The organism is Enterobacter cloacae complex sp. IR5418, from assembly GCF_049238105.1.
Lineage (GTDB): Bacteria > Pseudomonadota > Gammaproteobacteria > Enterobacterales > Enterobacteriaceae > Enterobacter > Enterobacter hormaechei.
Map to the genome: position 1 here is coordinate 43,411 of NZ_JBMKHS010000003.1, position 19,166 is coordinate 62,576.

Here is a 19,166-nt window from a genome sequence, read left to right on the forward strand (position 1 = left end):
AGAGGTGGGGCAACGAATTCCCGTGACGCTCGGCAATATTGCGCCGCTGACGTTAAAACCGTTTCATGCAGGCCAGCTTGCGCTGGTCTGTGAAGGGGGTGGGCAGCGCGGTATATTCACGGCCGGTGTGCTCGACGAATTTATGCGCGCGCAGTTCAACCCGTTCGATCTCTATTTTGGTACCTCTGCCGGGGCGCAAAACCTCTCTGCCTATGTCTGCAACCAGCCCGGCTATGCGCGTAAAGTGATTATGCGCTACACCACCTCCAAAGAATTCTTCAATCCGGTACGCTTCGTGCGCGGCGGGAACCTGATCGATCTCGACTGGCTGCTGGATGCCACCTCCAGCCAGATGCCGCTGGCTATGGATACCGCTGCACGTCTGTTCGATACCGGCAAAGCGTTCTGGATGTGCGCCAGCCGTGGCGATGACTATTCGCCGGGTTACTTTTCGCCGCAGAAAGAGAACTGGCTCGATATCATTCGCGCATCCAGCGCGATCCCGGGTTTCTACCGCACCGGCGCGCTGCTGGAGGGAATAAGCTATCTTGACGGCGGTATCAGCGACGCGGTGCCGGTACAGGAGGCGGCGCGGCGCGGGGCAAAAACCATTGTGGTGATCCGCACGGTGCCATCGCAAATGTATTACACCCCACAGTGGTTTAAGCGGATGGAACGCTGGCTGGGCGACAGCAGTCTGCAACCGCTGGTGAATATCGCGAAGCAGCATGAAACGACCTACGGCGCGATGCAGCGTTTTATTGAAAAACCACCGGGCAAGCTGCGCATCTTTGAAATTTATCCGCCTAAGCCGCTGCTGAGCATGGCGCTGGGCAGTCGGCTGCCTGCGTTGCGTATGGATTACAAAACAGGGCGGCTCTGCGGGCGTTACTTCCTGGCGACCGTCGGAAAAATGCTGGCCGAGCAACCGCCTGTTCAACGGCATAAAAGCATCATTTTGCCGCCCGCTATTGTGGCTAATGACGCGGTGGCGATGCCGCTGGTGGACGCGCCGCAGGCCAACGATGGCTTACTCGATAACGAGGATCTGGCGTGATGCACTGCTTTGTCGATACCCATTGCCACTTTGATTTCCCGCCGTTCAGCGGGGAGGAGACATCAAGCATTGAGCGCGCGGCTCAGGCCGGTGTGAGAGCCATCATTGTGCCCGCTATTGAAGCGGCAAGATTCGAGAAAGTGCTGGCGCTTGCCCGGGATCACGATGCGCTGTACGCCGCGCTGGGTCTGCATCCGATCGTTATTGAGCATCATCTTGATGACCATATCGACAGGCTGGATGCCATGCTGCAAAACGCGGATACGAAGCTGGTTGCCATCGGTGAGATCGGCCTCGATCTCTATCGTGAAGATCCGCAGTTCGAGCGCCAGCAGACGATCCTGGATGCGCAACTCCGGCTGGCAAAGCGCCACGATCTGCCGGTGATCCTCCACTCCAGACGTACCCATGACAAACTGGCGATGCACCTGAAGCGCATCGATGTGCCGCGCAGGGGCGTGGTCCACGGTTTCGCTGGCAGCCTTCAGCAGGCGCAGCGTTTCATCGAGCTGGGTTATAAAATAGGCGTCGGCGGCACCATTACCTATCCGCGTGCCAGCAAAACCCGTGATGTGATGGCGCAACTCCCGCTGACCTCGCTCCTGCTGGAAACAGATGCGCCTGACATGCCGCTGAAGGATTTTCAGGGCCAGCCCAACCGCCCGGAGCAGGCGGCGCGCGTTTTTGATGTGCTGTGTGAACTGCGCCAGGAGCCTGACGATGTGATTGCCAGCGCGCTGCTGGAAAATACCCGAGCGGTCTTCGGCATCACGCTATAGATAAAGAGCAGGGCGGATCACCGTAATCTGCTGCTGTTCCAGCGCCAGCGCCAGTGGCTCAATATCTTCCGGTGTGGCGCTCCGCCATCGCGCCGCCTCCCCGTAAACCCCATGGGTATGAAACGCGTTGATCCGCACCGGAACGTTCCCCAGCGTGTGGATAAAAGCGGTCAACGGTGACAGATGTTGCAGATAATCACACCGATCGGGGATCACCAGCAGGCGTAGCTCCGTCAGGCGATGACGCTCGGCCAGCCAGCGGATGCTCTGCTTGATCAGCGTGTTTTCGCGCCCGGTCAGAAAACGGTGATGCTCATTGCCCCAGGCTTTCAGATCCACCATCGCGCCGTCAAACACCGGTAACAGCTTTTGCCAGCCGGTTTCGCTTAACAGACCGTTGCTGTCCACCAGACACGTAAGATGGCGCAGGGACGGATCGGCTTTGATCGCGGTGAACAGCGCCACCACAAACGGCAGCTGCGTGGTGGCCTCGCCTCCGCTGACGGTCACGCCCTCAATAAACGGCGCGGACGTGCGGATCCGGGTGAGGATCTCCTCAACGCTATAGCGCTGCGCCATCGGCGTCGCCTGCTGCTGACACAGGTGCAGACAGGTGTCGCACTGCTGACAGTCACTCTCCTGCCACCAGACGCGCCCGGCCTGAATCGTCAGCGCATCATGAGGACAGTGAGGAACACAGTCGCCACAGTCGTTGCAGCGCCCTATCGTCCACGGGTTGTGGCAGGTTTTGCAGCGCAGGTTACAGCCCTGAAGGAACAGCGCCAGGCGGCTGCCCGGCCCATCCACGCAGGAGAAAGGTATAACCTGACTAACTAAAGCGCATCTGCTGTTCATGGCTTATCACGCGTGGCTGTCGTTCCAGAATACGGGTATTGCGCGCGGCCTCCTCGCCGAGCCAGGTGGTGTTGGTGCGTGAGCCAGCCTCCCGGTATTTCTCCAGATCGGAAAGCCGCACCATATACCCGGTTACGCGCACCAGGTCGTTTCCGGCGACATTCGCGGTGAACTCACGCATACCGGCGTTGAACGCCCCCAGGCACAGCTGCACCACCGCCTGAGGATTACGTTTAACCGTCTCATCCAGGGTGAGAATATCGCTGATCCCCGAATGATAGTGTTTATGGTGCGGCGCCACGGCCAGCAGGTGGCTGACAGGGTCCGGCTCGTCGCCATACGGCAGCCGCGCGCCCGGCGTGGTGCCTGAATCGGAACTGATCCCAGACTGGGCATGCAGCATCGCGCGGTGCTGCCAGCCGTGTTTTACCGGCGTGTTTTCAACAAACGCCGCCAGCTGTTCACTGATGCGGTAGCCCAGTGCATTAGCCTGTTCGTTTTTACCGTAACGTCCCGTAATGCCTGCTTTCTCGCACAGCACGTTCACCGCTTCGGCCAGGCCGTACATACCAAACATCGGCACAAAACGATCGGCATCAATCAGCCCCTCTTTCACCAGGAAGTTATTCTCAAAGAAGCCGGATTGCTGATACAGAAAATCACAGCGGGCATCGATGATGGCGATTTGCTGCTGGCAGTAGTGCGGGAGCGTGCGGGTGAAGAAGTCGTCAACCGATGCGCTGTGTTCGGCAATGGCCTTGAGGTTAAGGCGCACCAGCGTACTGCCTCCGCCTGCCAGCGGCAGGGAGTTGTAACAGCTCACCACACCATAGCGGCCTTTTGTGAAAATTTTATCATTCACCGGGCCATTGGAAATATGCGGCTTGCTACACTCACAAATGTTTTTCGCCACGCTCAGCAGCAGATCGCTGGGGGTAACGTCCGGGTCGTAGATAAAGGTCAGGTTCGGCGCAACCTGCTTCAGTTCTGCATCCGCACGAAGAATGGCTCGGGTGACAGGCGTATCCGCCGGGCCGATATTGGCATGCATAAACGCATCGGGCAGGGTTCTGTCCAGGTAACGCCAGAAACGTTTTATTCGGCTATCGATTTCATCCTGTGTTAGAATTTTAACATAGGGATTGAGTATCTCATCGAGCTGGCCCAGATAGACCGGCATCGATGTGACGGATGGAACATGGTGATAAAGGATAGTGAGCAGCGAGAGGGCATCATCCAGATCTTTCGCCCCTTCCAGCTCCAGCCATTCTGAACCGTTAGCCAGGAATTTGGCGTAATCCGGCAGCACGTAGCGCGGTTTGTATGGCGCATGGCCTTCGAACATGTCGCAGATGAATCCCTCGTCCAGCGCAGCGCGGGCCGCCTCTGGCAGAGCGGGATAGGGCAAGTTGTTCTCCGCTTCCAGCGCCAGAAAATGACGTTTTTGTTCGGGGGTTAACACCGGGCTGGTCACAATGTGCTGGCAACGTTGTTGCAGGGCGTCGGACATATTCATTTCCTTGATTGTTCGGCGGACGGTGAACGAATTGTAGGAAGCCCATCTGACGGCGCTTTTGATCCGACAGGGGATATCGCCGATTTAGTCAGCAATTAACGCGCTAAAGTTTGAAGAAGATCTCATTACAGTAATGCAAATTTGCACACAGTTTTCATTAACTGTGATGAATGTCGAAGTGTGGATGCGGGTGAATGTTAGAATACTCACAGACCCGCAAGGTAAAATTTATACGGCACTGCCGTTGGAGAATGTTATGACCGATTTAACTGCAAGCAGCCTGCGTGCGTTGAAACTGATGGACCTGACCACCCTGAACGATGACGACACCAATGAAAAAGTCATCGCCCTGTGCCATCAGGCGAAAACGCCAGTGGGTAACACCGCCGCCGTCTGCATCTACCCGCGCTTTATCCCGATTGCCCGCAAAACGCTGAAAGAGCAGGGCACGCCGGATGTGCGCATTGCAACCGTAACTAACTTCCCGCACGGCAATGACGACATCGAGATTGCGCTGGCAGAAACCCGCGCGGCGATTGCGTACGGCGCAGACGAAGTTGACGTGGTATTCCCGTACCGCGCGCTGATCGCGGGCAACGAGCAGGTCGGTTTTGACCTGGTGAAAGCGTGTAAAGATGCCTGCGCGGCGGCAAACGTGCTGTTGAAAGTGATCATCGAAACCGGCGAGCTGAAAGAAGAGGCGCTGATTCGTAAAGCGTCTGAAATCTCCATCAAAGCGGGCGCAGATTTCATCAAAACCTCTACCGGTAAAGTGCCGGTCAACGCTACGCCGGAAAGCGCGCGCATCATGATGGAAGTTATCCGCGATATGGGCGTGTCCAAAACCGTTGGCTTCAAACCGGCGGGTGGCGTGCGTACCGCGGAAGACGCGCAGCAGTTCCTGGCGATTGCCGACGAGCTGTTCGGTGCCGACTGGGCCGATTCCCGCCACTACCGCTTCGGCGCATCCAGCCTGCTGGCCAGCCTGCTGAAGGCGCTGGGTCACGGCGACGGTAAGAGCGCAAGCAGCTACTAAGTTTGAATTGCCGGGTGGCGCTACGCTAACCCGGCCTACAGGATCGTAGGGCGGGTCAACATACCCGCCGCCATTCACCCGATTCCGCATGGGGGTTACCGTGTTTCTCGCACAAGAAATTATTCGTAAAAAACGTGATGGTCATGCATTAAGCGACGAAGAGATCCGCTTCTTTATCAACGGCATTCGTGATAACACCGTCTCAGAAGGGCAGATTGCGGCTCTGGCGATGACCATTTTCTTCCACGATATGTCTATGCCTGAGCGCGTGTCGCTGACCATGGCGATGCGAGATTCAGGAACCGTTCTGGACTGGAAAAGCCTCAACCTCAACGGCCCGATTGTGGACAAACACTCCACCGGCGGCGTGGGCGACGTGACCTCCCTGATGCTTGGCCCTATGGTGGCGGCCTGCGGCGGTTACATCCCAATGATTTCCGGGCGCGGCCTGGGCCACACCGGCGGGACGCTCGACAAACTGGAAGCCATTCCGGGCTTCGATATCTTCCCGGATGACAGCCGCTTCCGCGACATTATTAAAGACGTTGGTGTGGCAATTATCGGCCAGACCAGCTCTCTTGCTCCGGCAGACAAGCGTTTCTACGCGACGCGTGATATTACCGCGACCGTAGACTCCATCCCGCTGATCACCGCCTCTATCCTCGCCAAAAAACTGGCGGAAGGGCTGGACGCGCTGGTGATGGATGTGAAAGTGGGCAGCGGCGCATTTATGCCAACCTATGAACTCTCTGAGGCGCTGGCTGAGGCGATCGTTGGCGTCTCCAACGGCGCAGGCGTGCGCACCACCGCGCTGCTGACGGACATGAACCAGGTGCTGGCCTCCAGCGCCGGTAACGCCGTCGAAGTTCGCGAGGCCGTGCAGTTCCTTACAGGCGAATACCGCAATCCGCGCCTGTTCGACGTCACTATGGCGCTGTGCGTGGAGATGCTGATCTCCGGCAAGCTGGCGAAAGACGATGCGGAAGCACGCGCGAAATTGCAGGCGGTGCTGGACAACGGCAAAGCGGCGGAGATTTTTGGTCGGATGGTCGCGGCACAGAAAGGCCCGACCGACTTCGTGGAAAACTACGCGAAATACCTGCCAACCGCGATGCTCAGCAAAGCCGTTTATGCGGACAGCGAAGGTTTTGTTTCGGCTATGGATACCCGCGCGCTCGGCATGGCTGTCGTCTCTATGGGCGGCGGTCGCCGTCAGGCATCGGACACCATTGATTACAGCGTCGGCTTTACCGATATGGCCCGTCTGGGCGACAGCGTTGACGGCCAGCGTCCGCTGGCGGTGATCCACGCGAAAGACGAAGCCAGCTGGCAGGACGCGGCGAAAGCGGTGAAAGCGGCAATATCTCTTGACGATAAAGCACCGGAAACCACACCGACGGTCTATCGTCGTATCACTGAATAGCGGTATACTGATCTGATCGCATTTTTATGAAGCACTAAGTACGGAGAACAATTATGAAACGTGCATTTATTATGGTGCTGGACTCATTCGGCATCGGCGCAACCGAAGATGCAGAACGTTTTGGTGACGTGGGTTCCGATACCCTGGGTCACATCGCGGAAGCCTGTGCCAAAGGCGAAGCGGACAACGGTCGTAAAGGCCCTCTGAACCTGCCAAACCTGACCCGCCTCGGGCTGGTAAAAGCGCATGAAGGCTCTACCGGTAAAATCGCAGCCGGTATGGACGGTAACGCGGAAGTGGTGGGCGCCTACGCCTGGGCGCACGAGCTCTCTTCCGGTAAAGATACCCCGTCCGGTCACTGGGAAATCGCCGGCGTGCCGGTGCTGTTTGACTGGGGTTATTTCTCCGATCACGAGAACAGCTTCCCGCAGGAGCTGCTGGATAAGCTGGTGCAGCGCGCCAACCTGCCGGGCTACCTCGGCAACTGCCACTCTTCCGGTACCGTGATTCTGGATCAGCTCGGCGAAGAGCACATGAAAACCGGTAAGCCGATTTTCTACACCTCCGCTGACTCCGTGTTCCAGATCGCCTGCCACGAAGAGACCTTTGGCCTGGATAAACTCTACGAACTGTGCGAAATCGCGCGTGAAGAGCTGACCGAAGGCGGCTATAACATTGGCCGTGTTATCGCGCGTCCGTTTATCGGCGACAAAGCGGGTAACTTCCAGCGTACCGGCAACCGTCACGATCTGGCCGTGGAGCCACCAGCGCCGACCGTGCTGCAAAAACTCGTCGACGAGAAAGACGGCCACGTGGTTTCTGTGGGTAAAATCGCGGACATTTACGCCAACTGCGGCATTACCAAAAAGGTCAAAGCGACCGGTCTGGATGCGCTGTTCGACGCCACCATCAAAGAGATGAAAGAAGCGGGTGATAAGACCATTGTCTTCACCAACTTCGTGGACTTCGACTCCTCCTGGGGCCACCGTCGCGACGTCGCCGGGTATGCTGCGGGTCTGGAGCTGTTTGACCGCCGTCTGCCAGAGCTGATGGAGCTGGTGGGGGAAGATGACATTCTGATCCTGACCGCTGACCATGGCTGTGACCCGACCTGGACCGGTACCGATCACACCCGTGAACACATTCCGGTGCTGGTGTATGGCCCGAAAGTCAAACCTGGCTCGCTCGGTCACCGTGAAACCTTCGCGGACATCGGCCAGACCATTGCGAAATACTTTGGTACGTCTGACATGGAATATGGCAAGGCTATGTTCTAAACGGATTGGGTGCGGCCTGATGCCCTCACCCCGGCCCTCTCCCCGTGGGAGAGGGAGAACAGAATGTAGGCCGGGTAAGGCGTAGCCGCCACCCGGCAAAAACAACAATGTAAAAGGAACTGAAGATGGCAACTCCTCACATTAATGCAGAAATGGGTGATTTCGCTGACGTCGTATTGATGCCGGGCGACCCGCTGCGCGCGAAGCACATTGCAGAAACCTTCCTCGAAGACGTGCGTGAAGTGAACAACGTGCGCGGCATGCTGGGCTTCACCGGCACCTATAAAGGCCGCAAAATCTCCGTGATGGGCCACGGCATGGGTATCCCATCCTGCTCCATCTACACCAAAGAGCTGATCACCGATTTCGGCGTGAAGAAAATCATCCGTGTCGGCTCCTGCGGCGCGGTACGTATGGACGTTAAGCTGCGTGACGTGGTGATCGGCATGGGCGCGTGTACCGACTCTAAAGTCAACCGCATCCGCTTTAAAGATCATGACTTTGCGGCAATCGCTGACTTTGACATGGTGCGTAACGCCGTTGACGCGGCAAAAGCGCTGGGCGTTGACGCGCGCGTGGGCAACCTGTTCTCTGCCGATCTGTTCTACTCGCCAGAAGGCGACATGTTCGACGTGATGGAAAAATACGGCATCCTGGGCGTGGAAATGGAAGCGGCGGGTATCTACGGCGTGGCGGCTGAGTTTGGTGCGAAAGCGCTGACCATCTGCACCGTGTCCGACCACATCCGTACCCACGAGCAGACCACTGCTGCCGAGCGTCAGACCACCTTCAACGACATGATCAAAATCGCGCTGGAATCCGTTCTGCTGGGCGATAAAGCGTAACGCTATGACTAAAAAGCCTCCTTCGTCGTGACGGAGGCTTTTTTACTTCTGCAAATTACAGATAAGTAAGGCTGATGGTCGCCTGACCATCTAACGGCGCGTCGTCAGTGATCGACAGCTTGTCGGTAGCCTGAACAGCCAGTACCACTTTCAGTGGGAACACGGCTTCGGTAAATGCTATAGGCTCTTTCTCACCTTTGTTCGTAACGGTAAAGACATCGACACCGATCGTCGGACGACCCGTGGTGCTCTTAGTCCAGGTGGAGCTATCGCCTGCATGAGAAAGAACATCAACAGCAATGCCGTTACCCGTTACGTTCGGCAGATCGGCATAGACGGCATAGGCACCGATGTTAACGCCACCTGGCGTTTTTCCAACGCCAAACGTGGACGATCCGCTAAAGGCATATTCACCGTTCGCGGCGGCATCATCAACGGTAATGAAAGGACTTGGTAAGCTATCCGCGCGGTTGTCAACAATGCTCCAGCCTACCTGGGTTTTGGTCTGGCAGTTAATTGTCAGCGTAATGTCGCGTTTTCCGATCTGGTTTGTTTGTGTCGCGCTTAATTCCGCCGTACGGATATAACCAAAATCGGCAATACCGCCATTGCTCAGTTCAGGTGTACAGGCAGAATTGGTTAACGTACCTTTTAATTTAAGAACGGCGGTTTCTGCTGCATGGGCAGTAGTCATAAAGGCCGCGCAAAAAAGGGCGGCGGCAATTGAGGACTTCTTCATATCATTTCCTTGATAGTAATAATCAACCACGGGCTATAGCACAAATTGTGCAAATCAGGATGATGATAATCAGACCAGTCACTCTACTTTAATTATTTTTTCTTCATTGATTATAAAGTTTAAATTGATAATAAGCTCAATCTGCCGTGGAATGCGCCCGGACAGGTTAGCGCACCGCGCCTGCTATCCACGCTGAAAGCGCCCGCAGCTCATTTTCCTGTTCCGGGAAATCAACCAGCAGCGCATCACACTCCTGCTGGAGCATATCCGCACGGTACAAACACCCCTGTAAACGCGCGGCCAGCGCTTCCAGCGGTTCCGGATTGAGGCTATCGGTAAAAATCTGCGTACGGGTGATATGCCCTTTTTCAACGTCGAAGTGCAGTTCTACTCCGCCCCAGGGGAACCGTTCGTCCAGCAGATGCGAAAACGCGGGGGCCTGGCCGAAATTCCATTCCCAGCTGCTCTGTCGGGCGAACGTCTCTGCAAAGTTGGGCAGGTCCGGGGTGTTATCCGGTGAGATAATTTCTGCTGCAACGCGCTCACCGTAATGGGCAAAAAACGCCTCGCGAACGGCTTCACAGATCCGCTCGTGCGTAATATCCGGCAGAAGCTCGACCAGATTAGCCACACGACCACGTACAGAGGTAATTCTTTTTGCCTGAAGCTTTTTTTTGTCGGGGTTAAGGTAATTCGCAAGGCGGTTCAGATCAGCGTTAAGAAGCAGGGTGCCATGGTGGAATCCGCGATCCTTTGTTTCGCGGTAGGCTGAGCCTGACACTTTCCGGTCGCCTTCAGGGGTTTTCACCACCAGGTCATTACGTCCGGAAGCTTCAGCCGTCACGCCGAGCGCATTGAGCGCGTTGAGCACAATAGCGGTGGAGATGGTTTTGTCATACTCCGGTTTGCCTGCCATAAAGGTAAAGCAGGTATTGCCCAGATCGTGAAACACTGCGCCGCCGCCGCTGCTCCGGCGCGCCAGGCGGACGTTGTCCTCTTCCATACGGCGGGTGTTACACTCTTTCCACGGATTTTGCGCGCGACCAATAACGACCGTATCAGCGTTGCGCCAGAGAAACAGGACGCGCTGGGTGGCGGGCATCTGGCGAAAGATGCACTCTTCCACCGCCAGGTTAAACCAGGGATCGTAAGAGTCAGAGATAAGCAGGCGTAACGTCGTCATGGCAGAGTTCCTTTTCCGAATCATCCGCCTACTTTACCACTATTCTTTCTTCTCGCTCTCTTCCTCTTCGGGGACCGACTTGCTGGCGGTTAACAGGAACGGTGACTGTTGCCAGCGGGTGCGCTTGCCTTGCAGCAACGTGCGCGCCAGTACCACGCCAGTCGCCAGCGAGAGCAGCAGCATCAGGCGCAAAATATTGGTGGTGTTATCCACCTGTTTGGCTTCGGTTGGCAGGGTGTGAGTGTCAAGCGTCAGGCGCAGATACCCGAGCGGACCATTCTTGCCCTGAATAGGTTCGACGATTTGCTGGTTGAAATAAGCACCGGCTTTTTTGCCGTCCAGCGCCAGCCTGTCGCGCACGTCGACATGCTCACCCGCGCGGGCAATCAGGTCGCCCTGTTCATCGTACACCCCCGCATCCAGAATGCGGCTGTTTTCCGTCAGCTGGCGTAATACCTGGGCTATCCGCTTATCATCCGGCGTTTCGGTGCGCATAGACGGCGCAACGTTGAGCGTCACCTGACGCGCCAGCGTACGGGCCAGCTCTTCAAACTGCGGGTTACGCTGCCGTTGGTGATTCTGACTAAACCAGGATGCCCCCTGCATAAGCGCCACTAATAGTGCGAGACAGATCAGGACAATCACGGCGCGATGAAGCCGGAATTTCAGTTTTGCGCGAGCCATATTCCACCTGCTTAAAATTTACGGCTTAATGTTGCCAGAAGTGATGGTTACAGGGTAGCCTCATGCGTTATTTTCCCTCTGGAACCTTCCGGCGCGAACGAAATTACAGGAGCTTCAATGCCGAACATTACCTGGTGCGACCTGCCAACGGATGTCTCTTTATGGCCAGGATTGCCGCTCTCTTTAAGTGGCGATGAGGTGATGCCTCTCGATTACCACGCTGGCCGTAGCGGCTGGCTGCTGTACGGACGCGGCCTGGATAAGCAACGCCTCACGCAGTATCAAACCAAACTGGGCGCAGCGATGGTCATCGTTGCGGCCTGGTGCGTGGAAGACTATCAGGTTATTCGCCTGGCGGGTTCCCTGACGCAGCGCGCCACCCGTCTGGCGCACGACGCCGGGCTGGACGTTGCCCCGCTCGGCAAAATTCCGCACCTGAAAACGCCGGGCCTGCTGGTGATGGACATGGACTCCACCGCCATTCAGATCGAGTGTATTGACGAGATTGCTAAACTGGCAGGCAGCGGCGAGCTGGTGGCGGAAGTCACCGAACGCGCGATGCGCGGCGAGCTGGATTTCACCGCCAGCCTGAGACAGCGCGTGGCGACCCTGAAGGGGGCCGATGCGACTATTTTGCGTCAGGTGCGCGACGAACTGCCCCTGATGCCGGGGCTGACGCAGCTGGTGCTCAAGCTGGAGACGCTCGGCTGGAAGGTGGCGATTGCCTCCGGTGGGTTCACCTTCTTTGCCGATTACCTGCGTGACAAACTGCGTCTGACCACCGTGGTGGCCAACGAGCTGGAGATCATGGACGGCAAGCTGACCGGGCAGGTCATCGGTGACATCGTGGATGCGCAGTACAAAGCCAATACGCTGACGCGTCTGGCGGAGAAATATGACATTCCGGTCGAGCAGACCGTTGCCATCGGCGATGGCGCGAACGATCTGCCGATGATCAAAGTGGCCGGACTGGGTATTGCCTTCCATGCCAAGCCGAAAGTGAATGAAAAGACGGAAGTGACTATCCGTCACGCTGACCTGATGGGGGTGTTCTGCATTCTCTCCGGCAGCATTAATCAAAAATAACGAGGTAAACCGTGGCGAAAGCTCCTAAACGCGCATTTGTCTGTAATGAATGTGGTGCGGATTATCCGCGCTGGCAGGGGCAATGCAGCGCCTGTCATGCCTGGAACACCATCACTGAAGTGCGTGGTGTGGCGGCTTCGCCGAGCGTGGCCCGCAATGAACGGCTGAGCGGCTATGCGGGCAATGCAGGCGTGTCGAAGGTACAAAAACTTTCGGATATCAGCCTTGAGGCGCTGCCGCGCTTCTCTACCGGATTCAAAGAATTTGACCGCGTACTCGGCGGTGGCGTCGTGCCGGGCAGCGCCATTCTGATCGGCGGTAACCCGGGCGCGGGTAAATCGACCCTGCTGCTGCAAACGCTCTGCAAGCTCGCCGAACAGATGAAAACCCTGTACGTGACGGGTGAAGAGTCACTCCAGCAGGTGGCGATGCGTGCGCACCGCCTCGGCCTGCCAACCGGCAATCTGAATATGCTGTCGGAAACCAGCATCGAGCAGATCTGCATGATCGCCGAAGAAGAGCAGCCGAAGCTGATGGTGATCGACTCCATCCAGGTGATGCACATGGCGGACATCCAGTCCTCGCCGGGGAGTGTGGCACAGGTGCGTGAAACCGCAGCCTACCTGACGCGCTTTGCCAAAACGCGCGGCGTGGCGATAGTGATGGTCGGCCACGTCACCAAAGATGGCTCGCTGGCGGGGCCAAAGGTGCTGGAGCACTGTATCGACTGCTCCGTGATGCTCGACGGCGATGCGGACTCCCGTTTTCGTACCCTGCGTAGCCATAAAAACCGTTTTGGCGCTGTGAATGAGCTGGGCGTGTTTGCCATGACCGAGCAGGGGCTTCGCGAAGTCAGCAACCCGTCGGCCATCTTCCTGAGCCGTGGCGACGAGATCACGTCCGGCAGTTCGGTGATGGTGCTGTGGGAGGGAACGCGTCCGCTGCTGGTTGAAATTCAGGCGCTGGTGGATCACTCGATGATGGGCAACCCGCGGCGCGTGGCGGTTGGTCTGGAACAGAACCGCCTGGCGATCCTGCTGGCGGTCCTGCACCGTCACGGCGGCCTGCAAATGGCGGATCAGGATGTGTTCGTCAACGTGGTGGGTGGGGTGAAGGTGACGGAAACCAGCGCGGACCTGGCGCTGCTGCTGGCAATGGTCTCCAGCCTGCGCGACAGACCGTTGCCGCAGGATTTAGTGGTGTTTGGCGAGGTGGGGCTGGCTGGCGAGATACGCCCGGTACCGAGCGGCCAGGAGCGTATCTCCGAAGCGGCAAAACACGGTTTCCGCCGTGCGATTGTTCCGGCCGCCAACGTGCCGAAAAAAATCCCGGAAGGGATGCAGGTTTTTGGCGTTAAAAAACTCGCAGATGCGTTAAATGTCTTTGACGACTTATAATTACGTATTCGATTTTGCAGGAGGCACCGTAATTTATGTCATCATTTGACTACATCAAGACCGCTATCCGCCAGAAGGGCTGCACGTTGCAGCAGGTGGCGGACGCCAGCGGCATGACCAAGGGCTACCTGAGCCAACTGCTGAACGCCAAAATCAAAAGCCCCAGCGCGCAGAAGCTTGAAGCGCTGCACCGTTTTCTGGGGCTTGAATTTCCGCGGATGCAAAAGAACATTGGCGTGGTGTTCGGTAAGTTCTACCCGCTGCATACTGGCCACATCTATCTGATCCAGCGCGCCTGTAGCCAGGTCGACGAACTGCATATCATCATGGGTTATGATGAAACCCGCGATCGCCAGCTGTTTGAAGACAGCGCCATGTCACAGCAGCCCACCGTACCGGACCGCCTTCGCTGGCTGCTTCAGACGTTTAAGTATCAGAAAAATATTCGTATTCATGCTTTCAACGAAGAGGGCATGGAGCCGTACCCGCACGGCTGGGACGTGTGGAGCAACGGCATCAAAGCGTTTATGGAAGAGAAGGGCATCGCGCCTAACTGGATCTACACCTCTGAAGAGTCGGACGCGCCGCAGTTCCGCGAGCATCTGGGCATTGAGACGGTGCTGATCGATCCGAAACGCACGTTCATGAACATCAGCGGGGCACAGATCCGCGAGAACCCGTTCCGCTACTGGGATTACATTCCGACCGAAGTGAAGCCTTTCTTCGTGCGCACTGTGGCGATCCTCGGCGGCGAGTCGAGCGGCAAATCAACGCTGGTCAACAAGCTGGCGAATATCTTCAATACCACCAGCGCATGGGAGTACGGACGCGATTACGTCTTCTCGCACCTGGGCGGCGACGAGATGGCGTTGCAGTATTCCGACTACGATAAAATCGCGCTCGGTCATGCCCAGTACATTGATTTCGCGGTGAAATACGCCAACAAAGTGGCCTTTATCGATACCGATTTTGTCACCACGCAGGCGTTCTGTAAAAAGTACGAGGGGCGCGAGCACCCGTTTGTGCAGGCGCTGATTGACGAATACCGCTTTGACCTGGTGATCCTGCTGGAAAACAACACGCCGTGGGTGGCTGACGGCATGCGCAGCCTCGGCAGCTCCGTGGACAGGCGCGAGTTCCAGGCCATGCTGGTGGAGATGCTTAACGAAAACAACGTTGAGTTTGTCCATGTGGAGGAGTCGGACTACGACTCCCGTTTCCTGCGCTGCGTCGAGCTGGTGAAGGAGATGATGGGGGAGCAGGGTTAAGAATTACCCCTCACCCTAACCCTCTCCCCAGAGGGGAGAGGGAATAATTCCACCCTCGCCCCTTTGGGGAGAGGGCCGGGATGAGGGGGGAATACCTCAATACTCAACCACCACTTTTCCCCGCATATGCCCCTCCAGCACCCTGCGGTGCGCTTCGGTAATGCTTTCCACACTCAGCCCGTGCAGCGTTTCGCTGAGCGAGCTTTCCACCACGCCGTTATCCACCAGCTTCGCCACCTCGTTTAAAATCTCCCCCTGACGCGCCATATCCGCGGTCTGGTACATGCTGCGGGTGTACATAAATTCCCAGTGCAGGGCGGCAGATTTGGACTTCAGCTTGTCCTGGTTCAGCGGATGCGCGTTTTCAACGATGGAACAGATATGCCCCTGAGGGGCAATCAGATCGCTGACCGCATCCCAGTGCCCGTCGGTGTCGTTGAGGATAAAAATGTAATCCACAAAGGTGATCCCTTGCTTCGCCAGCTCGCCTTTCAGATCGCGGTAGTTGACCACTGCGTCAGCCCCGCGATCGCGACACCACCGGGCGGACTCTTCTCGCGAAGCGGTTGCGATAATCTTCACCTTGCTGTTGTGCTTCGCAAACGGGATCGCCAGCGATCCCACGCCGCCCGCGCCGCCGATGATCAGCAGAGTCTTATCTGCGTCGGCATCCTGAATGTTCAGCCGTTCAAACAGGCCTTCCCACGCGGTAAGCGCCGTCAGCGGCAGCGCAGCCGCGGCGGCCCAGCCAAGACTTGTGGGCTTGTGCCCGACAATACGCGCATCGATCAGCTGATGCGTAGTATTGCTCCCCGGACGGGTGATATCTCCCGCGTACCACACTTCGTCACCCGGTTTGAATCCGGTGACGCCAGCCCCAACCGCTTTGACGATCCCGCTGGCATCCCACCCGAGAATGCGTGGCTCTTTCAGCCCATTTTTGGCGAGCCCCGCATGCACTTTGGTATCGACCGGATTTATGGATACGGCTTTTACCTCAACCAGCAGATCGTGCTCGCCGGGCTGCGGCATCGGCGGGGCGATTTCAATAAAGGTGGAGGGATTTTCTGGGCTAACGGCAATGGCTTTAACAGACATGGTGTGCTCCTCAATGAAATGCGTCTTGTTGAGGCTAGTCTAGTAAGTGGTCAGCTGCATGATAAGATGGACAATCAAGAACTCAGCGTTCGCATAGGGTGAACAATCATGTTTAAACAGCTTCAGGATATGGCGCTGTTTGCGCTGGTGGCCGAGATGGGCAGCTTTACCGCGGCGGCGCAGAAGGCGGAGCTGCCGAAATCCAGCGTCAGCCAGCGGATAAGCCAGCTGGAGCAGCAGGTGGGGATCCGTCTGCTTAACCGCACGACTCGCAGGATCAGCCTGACCTTTGCAGGCGAGCATTATCTGGTGCACTGCCGTGAAATGCTGGCGGCCAGCGAGCGCGCGGAGTATGCCATTCAGCGCCTGCGCGAAAACCCCAGCGGGCGGCTGCGGATCACCTGTCCGGCCGGGATTGGCGCGACGCTGCTGGCCCATATGAATGCCGAGTTCCAGCTTCGCTATCCTGACGTGTCGCTGGATGTGTCGATCTCTGACGACGTGGTGGATCTGGTTGAGTCTGGCTTTGACGTGGCGCTGCGCACCGGCAAACCGCAGGACTCCTCCCTGATTGGCCGCATGATTGGGCACTGTCCGCGCTACATGCTGGCCTCGCCCGACTACCTGGCGCGTCGGGCGCCGTTAATCCACCCCCGACAACTGGTGGATCACCGCTGCATTACGCACCGGGCATGGTCGGAGTGGCTTCTGCGAAGCGAGAGTGAGGATTACCGCTACCTGCCGGATAATGCCCATATGACCGATAACCTGGTGTACGCCCGCGAATGTGCCATTGCCGGGGCGGGGATCACGCTGTTACCCGCCTTTCTGCTGGAGGATAAGATCGAAAAGGGGGCGCTGGTTCAGGTGCTGCCAGAATGGAGCGTTGAAGGTAACGATCTCTGGCTGGCCTACCCGAGCCGCAAGCTGAATTCGCCTGCGCTGATGAGCTATATCGACTTTGCAATGCAGTTTGATGAGGTGAAGCGGTACTACGTGGGCAAATAAAAAAGCCGGGTGGCGCTCACGCTTACCCGGCCTACAAACTGCGCAGTACCGTAGGCCGGGTAAGGCGAAGCCGCCACCCGGCACTCAGGCACTTATTTCGCAATACGCTTGTACTTAATACGCTTCGGCTCCAGCGCGTCGGCGCCCAGCGTGCGTTTCTTGTACTCTTCGTATTCGGTGAAGTTACCCTCGAAGAACTCCACTTTACCTTCGTCCTGGTAGTCCAGGATGTGGGTCGCGATACGGTCAAGGAACCAACGGTCGTGCGAGATAACCATCGCGCAGCCCGGGAATTCCAGCAGGGCGTTTTCCAGCGCGCGCAGGGTTTCGATGTCCAGGTCGTTAGTCGGTTCATCGAGCAGCAGAACGTTGCCGCCAACCTGGAGCAGTTTCGCCAGGTGCAGACGACCGCGCTCACCGCCGGACAGCTCGCCCACGCGTTTGCCCTGGTCGGTGCCTTTGAAGTTAAAGCGGCCAACGTAGGCACGGCTTGGCATCTCGGTGTTGCCGATACGCATGATATCCAGACCGCCGGAGACTTCTTCCCACACGGTTTTGCTGTTATCCATGGCGTCACGGAACTGGTCAACGGAGGCCAGCTTCACGGTCTCACCCAGGGTGATAGAGCCGCTGTCAGGCTGTTCCTGACCGGACATCATGCGGAACAGGGTGGATTTACCCGCGCCGTTCGGACCGATGATGCCGACGATAGCGCCTTTCGGTACGGAGAAGGTCAGATCGTCGATCAGCAGGCGGTCGCCGTAGGACTTACGCAGGTTGGTCACTTCAACCACTTTATCCCCCAGACGTGCGCCAGGTGGAATAAACAGTTCGTTGGTTTCGTTACGTTTCTGGTATTCGGTGTTGTTCAGCTCTTCGAAGCGTGCCAGACGGGCTTTGCCCTTAGACTGACGGCCTTTCGCGCCCTGACGCACCCACTCCAGCTCTTTCTCAATAGACTTACGACGGGCGGCTTCCTGAGACGCTTCCTGCGCCAGACGCTGGTCTTTCTGCTCCAGCCAGGAGGAGTAGTTGCCTTCCCATGGAATACCTTCCCCGCGGTCCAGCTCCAGGATCCAGCCTGCCACGTTGTCGAGGAAGTAACGGTCGTGGGTAATTGCCACCACGGTGCCTTCGAAGTCGTGCAGGAAGCGCTCCAGCCATGCCACGGATTCCGCATCCAGGTGGTTGGTCGGTTCGTCGAGCAGCAGCATGTCTGGTTTTTCCAGCAGCAGGCGGCACAGCGCCACGCGGCGGCGTTCACCACCGGACAGGTTAGCGATTTTCGCATCCCAGTCTGGCAGACGCAGGGCATCAGCGGCGCGCTCCAGCTGCACGTTCAGGTTGTGGCCGTCGTGCGCCTGGATAATCTCTTCATACTTGCCCTGTTGTGCAGCAAGCTTGTCGAAGTCCGCATCCGGCTCGGCGTATTTGGCATACACTTCATCCAGACCTTTCAGCGCGTTAACCACTTCGGATACCGCTTCTTCAACGGATTCGCGAACGGTGTGTTCCGGGTTCAGCTGAGGTTCCTGCGGCAGGTAGCCGATCTTGATGCCAGGCTGCGGACGGGCTTCACCTTCGATGTCTGTATCGATGCCGGCCATGATGCGCAGCAGGGTGGACTTACCGGCACCGTTGAGACCCAGAACACCGATTTTTGCGCCCGGGAAGAAGCTCAGCGAGATATTTTTAAGAATATGACGTTTCGGCGGGACAACTTTGCCGACACGATGCATGGTATAAACGAATTGAGCCACGTTGGACTTCGCCTCTTTTATCGTGATGAGAAGGAATTTCAGCCTCGAAGTGTAGCCTTTTTCACGCCCTAATCCCAGCCAGGAACGTCGGGAGTGTTAAAACGCGCAAGAAAGGTAAAAAAGTGTCCATGACGTGGCGCGTTGTGGGATGCCTG

17 protein-coding genes are annotated in these 19,166 nt (G+C 57.3%); 10 read left to right on the forward strand and 7 right to left on the reverse strand.

Going from position 1 to position 19,166, the window contains the following annotated elements; genetic code table 11:
* Positions 1 to 4: 4 nt before the first annotated feature.
* Together ACOTX7_RS03540 and ACOTX7_RS03545 are read left to right on the forward strand one after the other, a co-directional pair.
* On the forward strand, positions 5 to 1,057 hold the full coding sequence (locus ACOTX7_RS03540) for a patatin-like phospholipase family protein (RefSeq protein WP_032673663.1): 1,053 nt from the start codon (positions 5 to 7) through the stop codon (positions 1,055 to 1,057).
* Positions 1,057 to 1,836, forward strand: a complete 780-nt coding sequence (locus ACOTX7_RS03545) for a TatD family hydrolase (RefSeq protein WP_260630767.1) — start codon at positions 1,057 to 1,059, stop codon at positions 1,834 to 1,836. Before ACOTX7_RS03540 ends, ACOTX7_RS03545 begins: the two co-directional genes overlap by 1 nt.
* Here ACOTX7_RS03545 and ACOTX7_RS03550 read toward each other — a convergent pair.
* Both ACOTX7_RS03550 and ACOTX7_RS03555 read right to left on the reverse strand, forming a co-directional pair.
* Positions 1,831 to 2,691, reverse strand: coding sequence for a YjjW family glycine radical enzyme activase (locus tag ACOTX7_RS03550; RefSeq protein ID WP_205922295.1), 861 nt, complete (start codon positions 2,689 to 2,691; stop codon positions 1,831 to 1,833). The genes ACOTX7_RS03545 and ACOTX7_RS03550 overlap by 6 nt on opposite strands.
* Positions 2,666 to 4,201 carry a YjjI family glycine radical enzyme gene (locus tag ACOTX7_RS03555; protein WP_221812961.1) on the reverse strand — a complete coding sequence of 512 codons (1,536 nt, stop codon included), beginning with the start codon at positions 4,199 to 4,201 and terminating at the stop codon, positions 2,666 to 2,668. Before ACOTX7_RS03555 ends, ACOTX7_RS03550 begins: the two co-directional genes overlap by 26 nt.
* Positions 4,202 to 4,463: 262 nt before the next feature.
* On the opposite strand from ACOTX7_RS03555, the gene deoC reads away from it, so the two are divergent.
* The 4 genes from deoC (at position 4,464) to deoD (ending at position 8,788) form a co-directional block, all read left to right on the forward strand.
* Entirely contained in the window at positions 4,464 to 5,243 is a 780-nt protein-coding gene (gene deoC, locus ACOTX7_RS03560; RefSeq protein ID WP_003856543.1) for a deoxyribose-phosphate aldolase, read from the forward strand.
* A 100-nt stretch (positions 5,244 to 5,343) separates the two neighbouring features.
* The gene (gene deoA, locus ACOTX7_RS03565; RefSeq protein WP_047354703.1) at positions 5,344 to 6,666 is read left to right on the forward strand and encodes a thymidine phosphorylase; all 1,323 of its coding nucleotides are present in this window, start codon (positions 5,344 to 5,346) and stop codon (positions 6,664 to 6,666) included.
* Between the two features lie 53 nt (positions 6,667 to 6,719).
* Positions 6,720 to 7,943 (forward strand): phosphopentomutase, encoded by a 1,224-nt coding sequence (gene deoB / locus ACOTX7_RS03570; RefSeq protein WP_221256883.1) that lies wholly within the window; start codon positions 6,720 to 6,722, stop codon positions 7,941 to 7,943.
* A 125-nt stretch (positions 7,944 to 8,068) separates the two neighbouring features.
* Positions 8,069 to 8,788, forward strand: coding sequence for a purine-nucleoside phosphorylase (gene deoD / locus ACOTX7_RS03575; RefSeq protein ID WP_006810199.1), 720 nt, complete (start codon positions 8,069 to 8,071; stop codon positions 8,786 to 8,788).
* 55 nt (positions 8,789 to 8,843) lie between these two features.
* On the opposite strand, the gene ACOTX7_RS03580 is transcribed toward deoD, so the two are convergent.
* From ACOTX7_RS03580 to ACOTX7_RS03590, 3 genes are all read right to left on the reverse strand, one after another.
* Complete coding sequence (locus ACOTX7_RS03580) at positions 8,844 to 9,527, reverse strand: DUF1120 domain-containing protein (protein WP_006810198.1); 684 nt, start codon at positions 9,525 to 9,527, stop codon at positions 8,844 to 8,846.
* Positions 9,528 to 9,693: 166 nt separating this feature from the next.
* Positions 9,694 to 10,710, reverse strand: a complete 1,017-nt coding sequence (lplA, locus tag ACOTX7_RS03585; protein WP_221812959.1) for a lipoate--protein ligase LplA — start codon at positions 10,708 to 10,710, stop codon at positions 9,694 to 9,696.
* A gap of 39 nt (positions 10,711 to 10,749) precedes the next feature.
* A complete protein-coding gene (locus ACOTX7_RS03590) occupies positions 10,750 to 11,394 on the reverse strand; it encodes a YtjB family periplasmic protein (protein ID WP_006810196.1) in 645 nt (214 codons plus the stop codon).
* Positions 11,395 to 11,511: 117 nt separating this feature from the next.
* Between ACOTX7_RS03590 and serB the strand changes: the two genes are divergently transcribed.
* Genes serB through nadR form a run of 3 tightly spaced genes read left to right on the forward strand, consistent with a single transcriptional unit; the run spans position 11,512 to position 15,145 of the window.
* Entirely contained in the window at positions 11,512 to 12,480 is a 969-nt protein-coding gene (gene serB, locus ACOTX7_RS03595; protein WP_006810195.1) for a phosphoserine phosphatase, read from the forward strand.
* A gap of 11 nt (positions 12,481 to 12,491) precedes the next feature.
* On the forward strand, positions 12,492 to 13,877 hold the full coding sequence (gene radA, locus ACOTX7_RS03600) for a DNA repair protein RadA (RefSeq protein ID WP_003856523.1): 1,386 nt from the start codon (positions 12,492 to 12,494) through the stop codon (positions 13,875 to 13,877).
* A 35-nt stretch (positions 13,878 to 13,912) separates the two neighbouring features.
* Positions 13,913 to 15,145, forward strand: coding sequence for a multifunctional transcriptional regulator/nicotinamide-nucleotide adenylyltransferase/ribosylnicotinamide kinase NadR (gene nadR, locus ACOTX7_RS03605; protein WP_221256884.1), 1,233 nt, complete (start codon positions 13,913 to 13,915; stop codon positions 15,143 to 15,145).
* A gap of 96 nt (positions 15,146 to 15,241) precedes the next feature.
* Here the strand turns inward: nadR and ACOTX7_RS03610 are convergent, their stop codons facing one another.
* Entirely contained in the window at positions 15,242 to 16,243 is a 1,002-nt protein-coding gene (locus ACOTX7_RS03610) for a zinc-binding alcohol dehydrogenase family protein (protein ID WP_221256885.1), read from the reverse strand.
* Positions 16,244 to 16,351: 108 nt separating this feature from the next.
* Here ACOTX7_RS03610 and ACOTX7_RS03615 point away from each other — a divergent pair, with 108 nt between their 5' ends.
* The gene (locus ACOTX7_RS03615; protein ID WP_047354678.1) at positions 16,352 to 17,251 is read left to right on the forward strand and encodes a LysR family transcriptional regulator; all 900 of its coding nucleotides are present in this window, start codon (positions 16,352 to 16,354) and stop codon (positions 17,249 to 17,251) included.
* Positions 17,252 to 17,343: 92 nt separating this feature from the next.
* Here ACOTX7_RS03615 and ettA read toward each other — a convergent pair whose 3' ends face one another.
* Complete coding sequence (gene ettA, locus ACOTX7_RS03620; protein ID WP_006810191.1) at positions 17,344 to 19,011, reverse strand: energy-dependent translational throttle protein EttA; 1,668 nt, start codon at positions 19,009 to 19,011, stop codon at positions 17,344 to 17,346.
* Between the last annotated feature and the right edge of the window lie 155 nt (positions 19,012 to 19,166).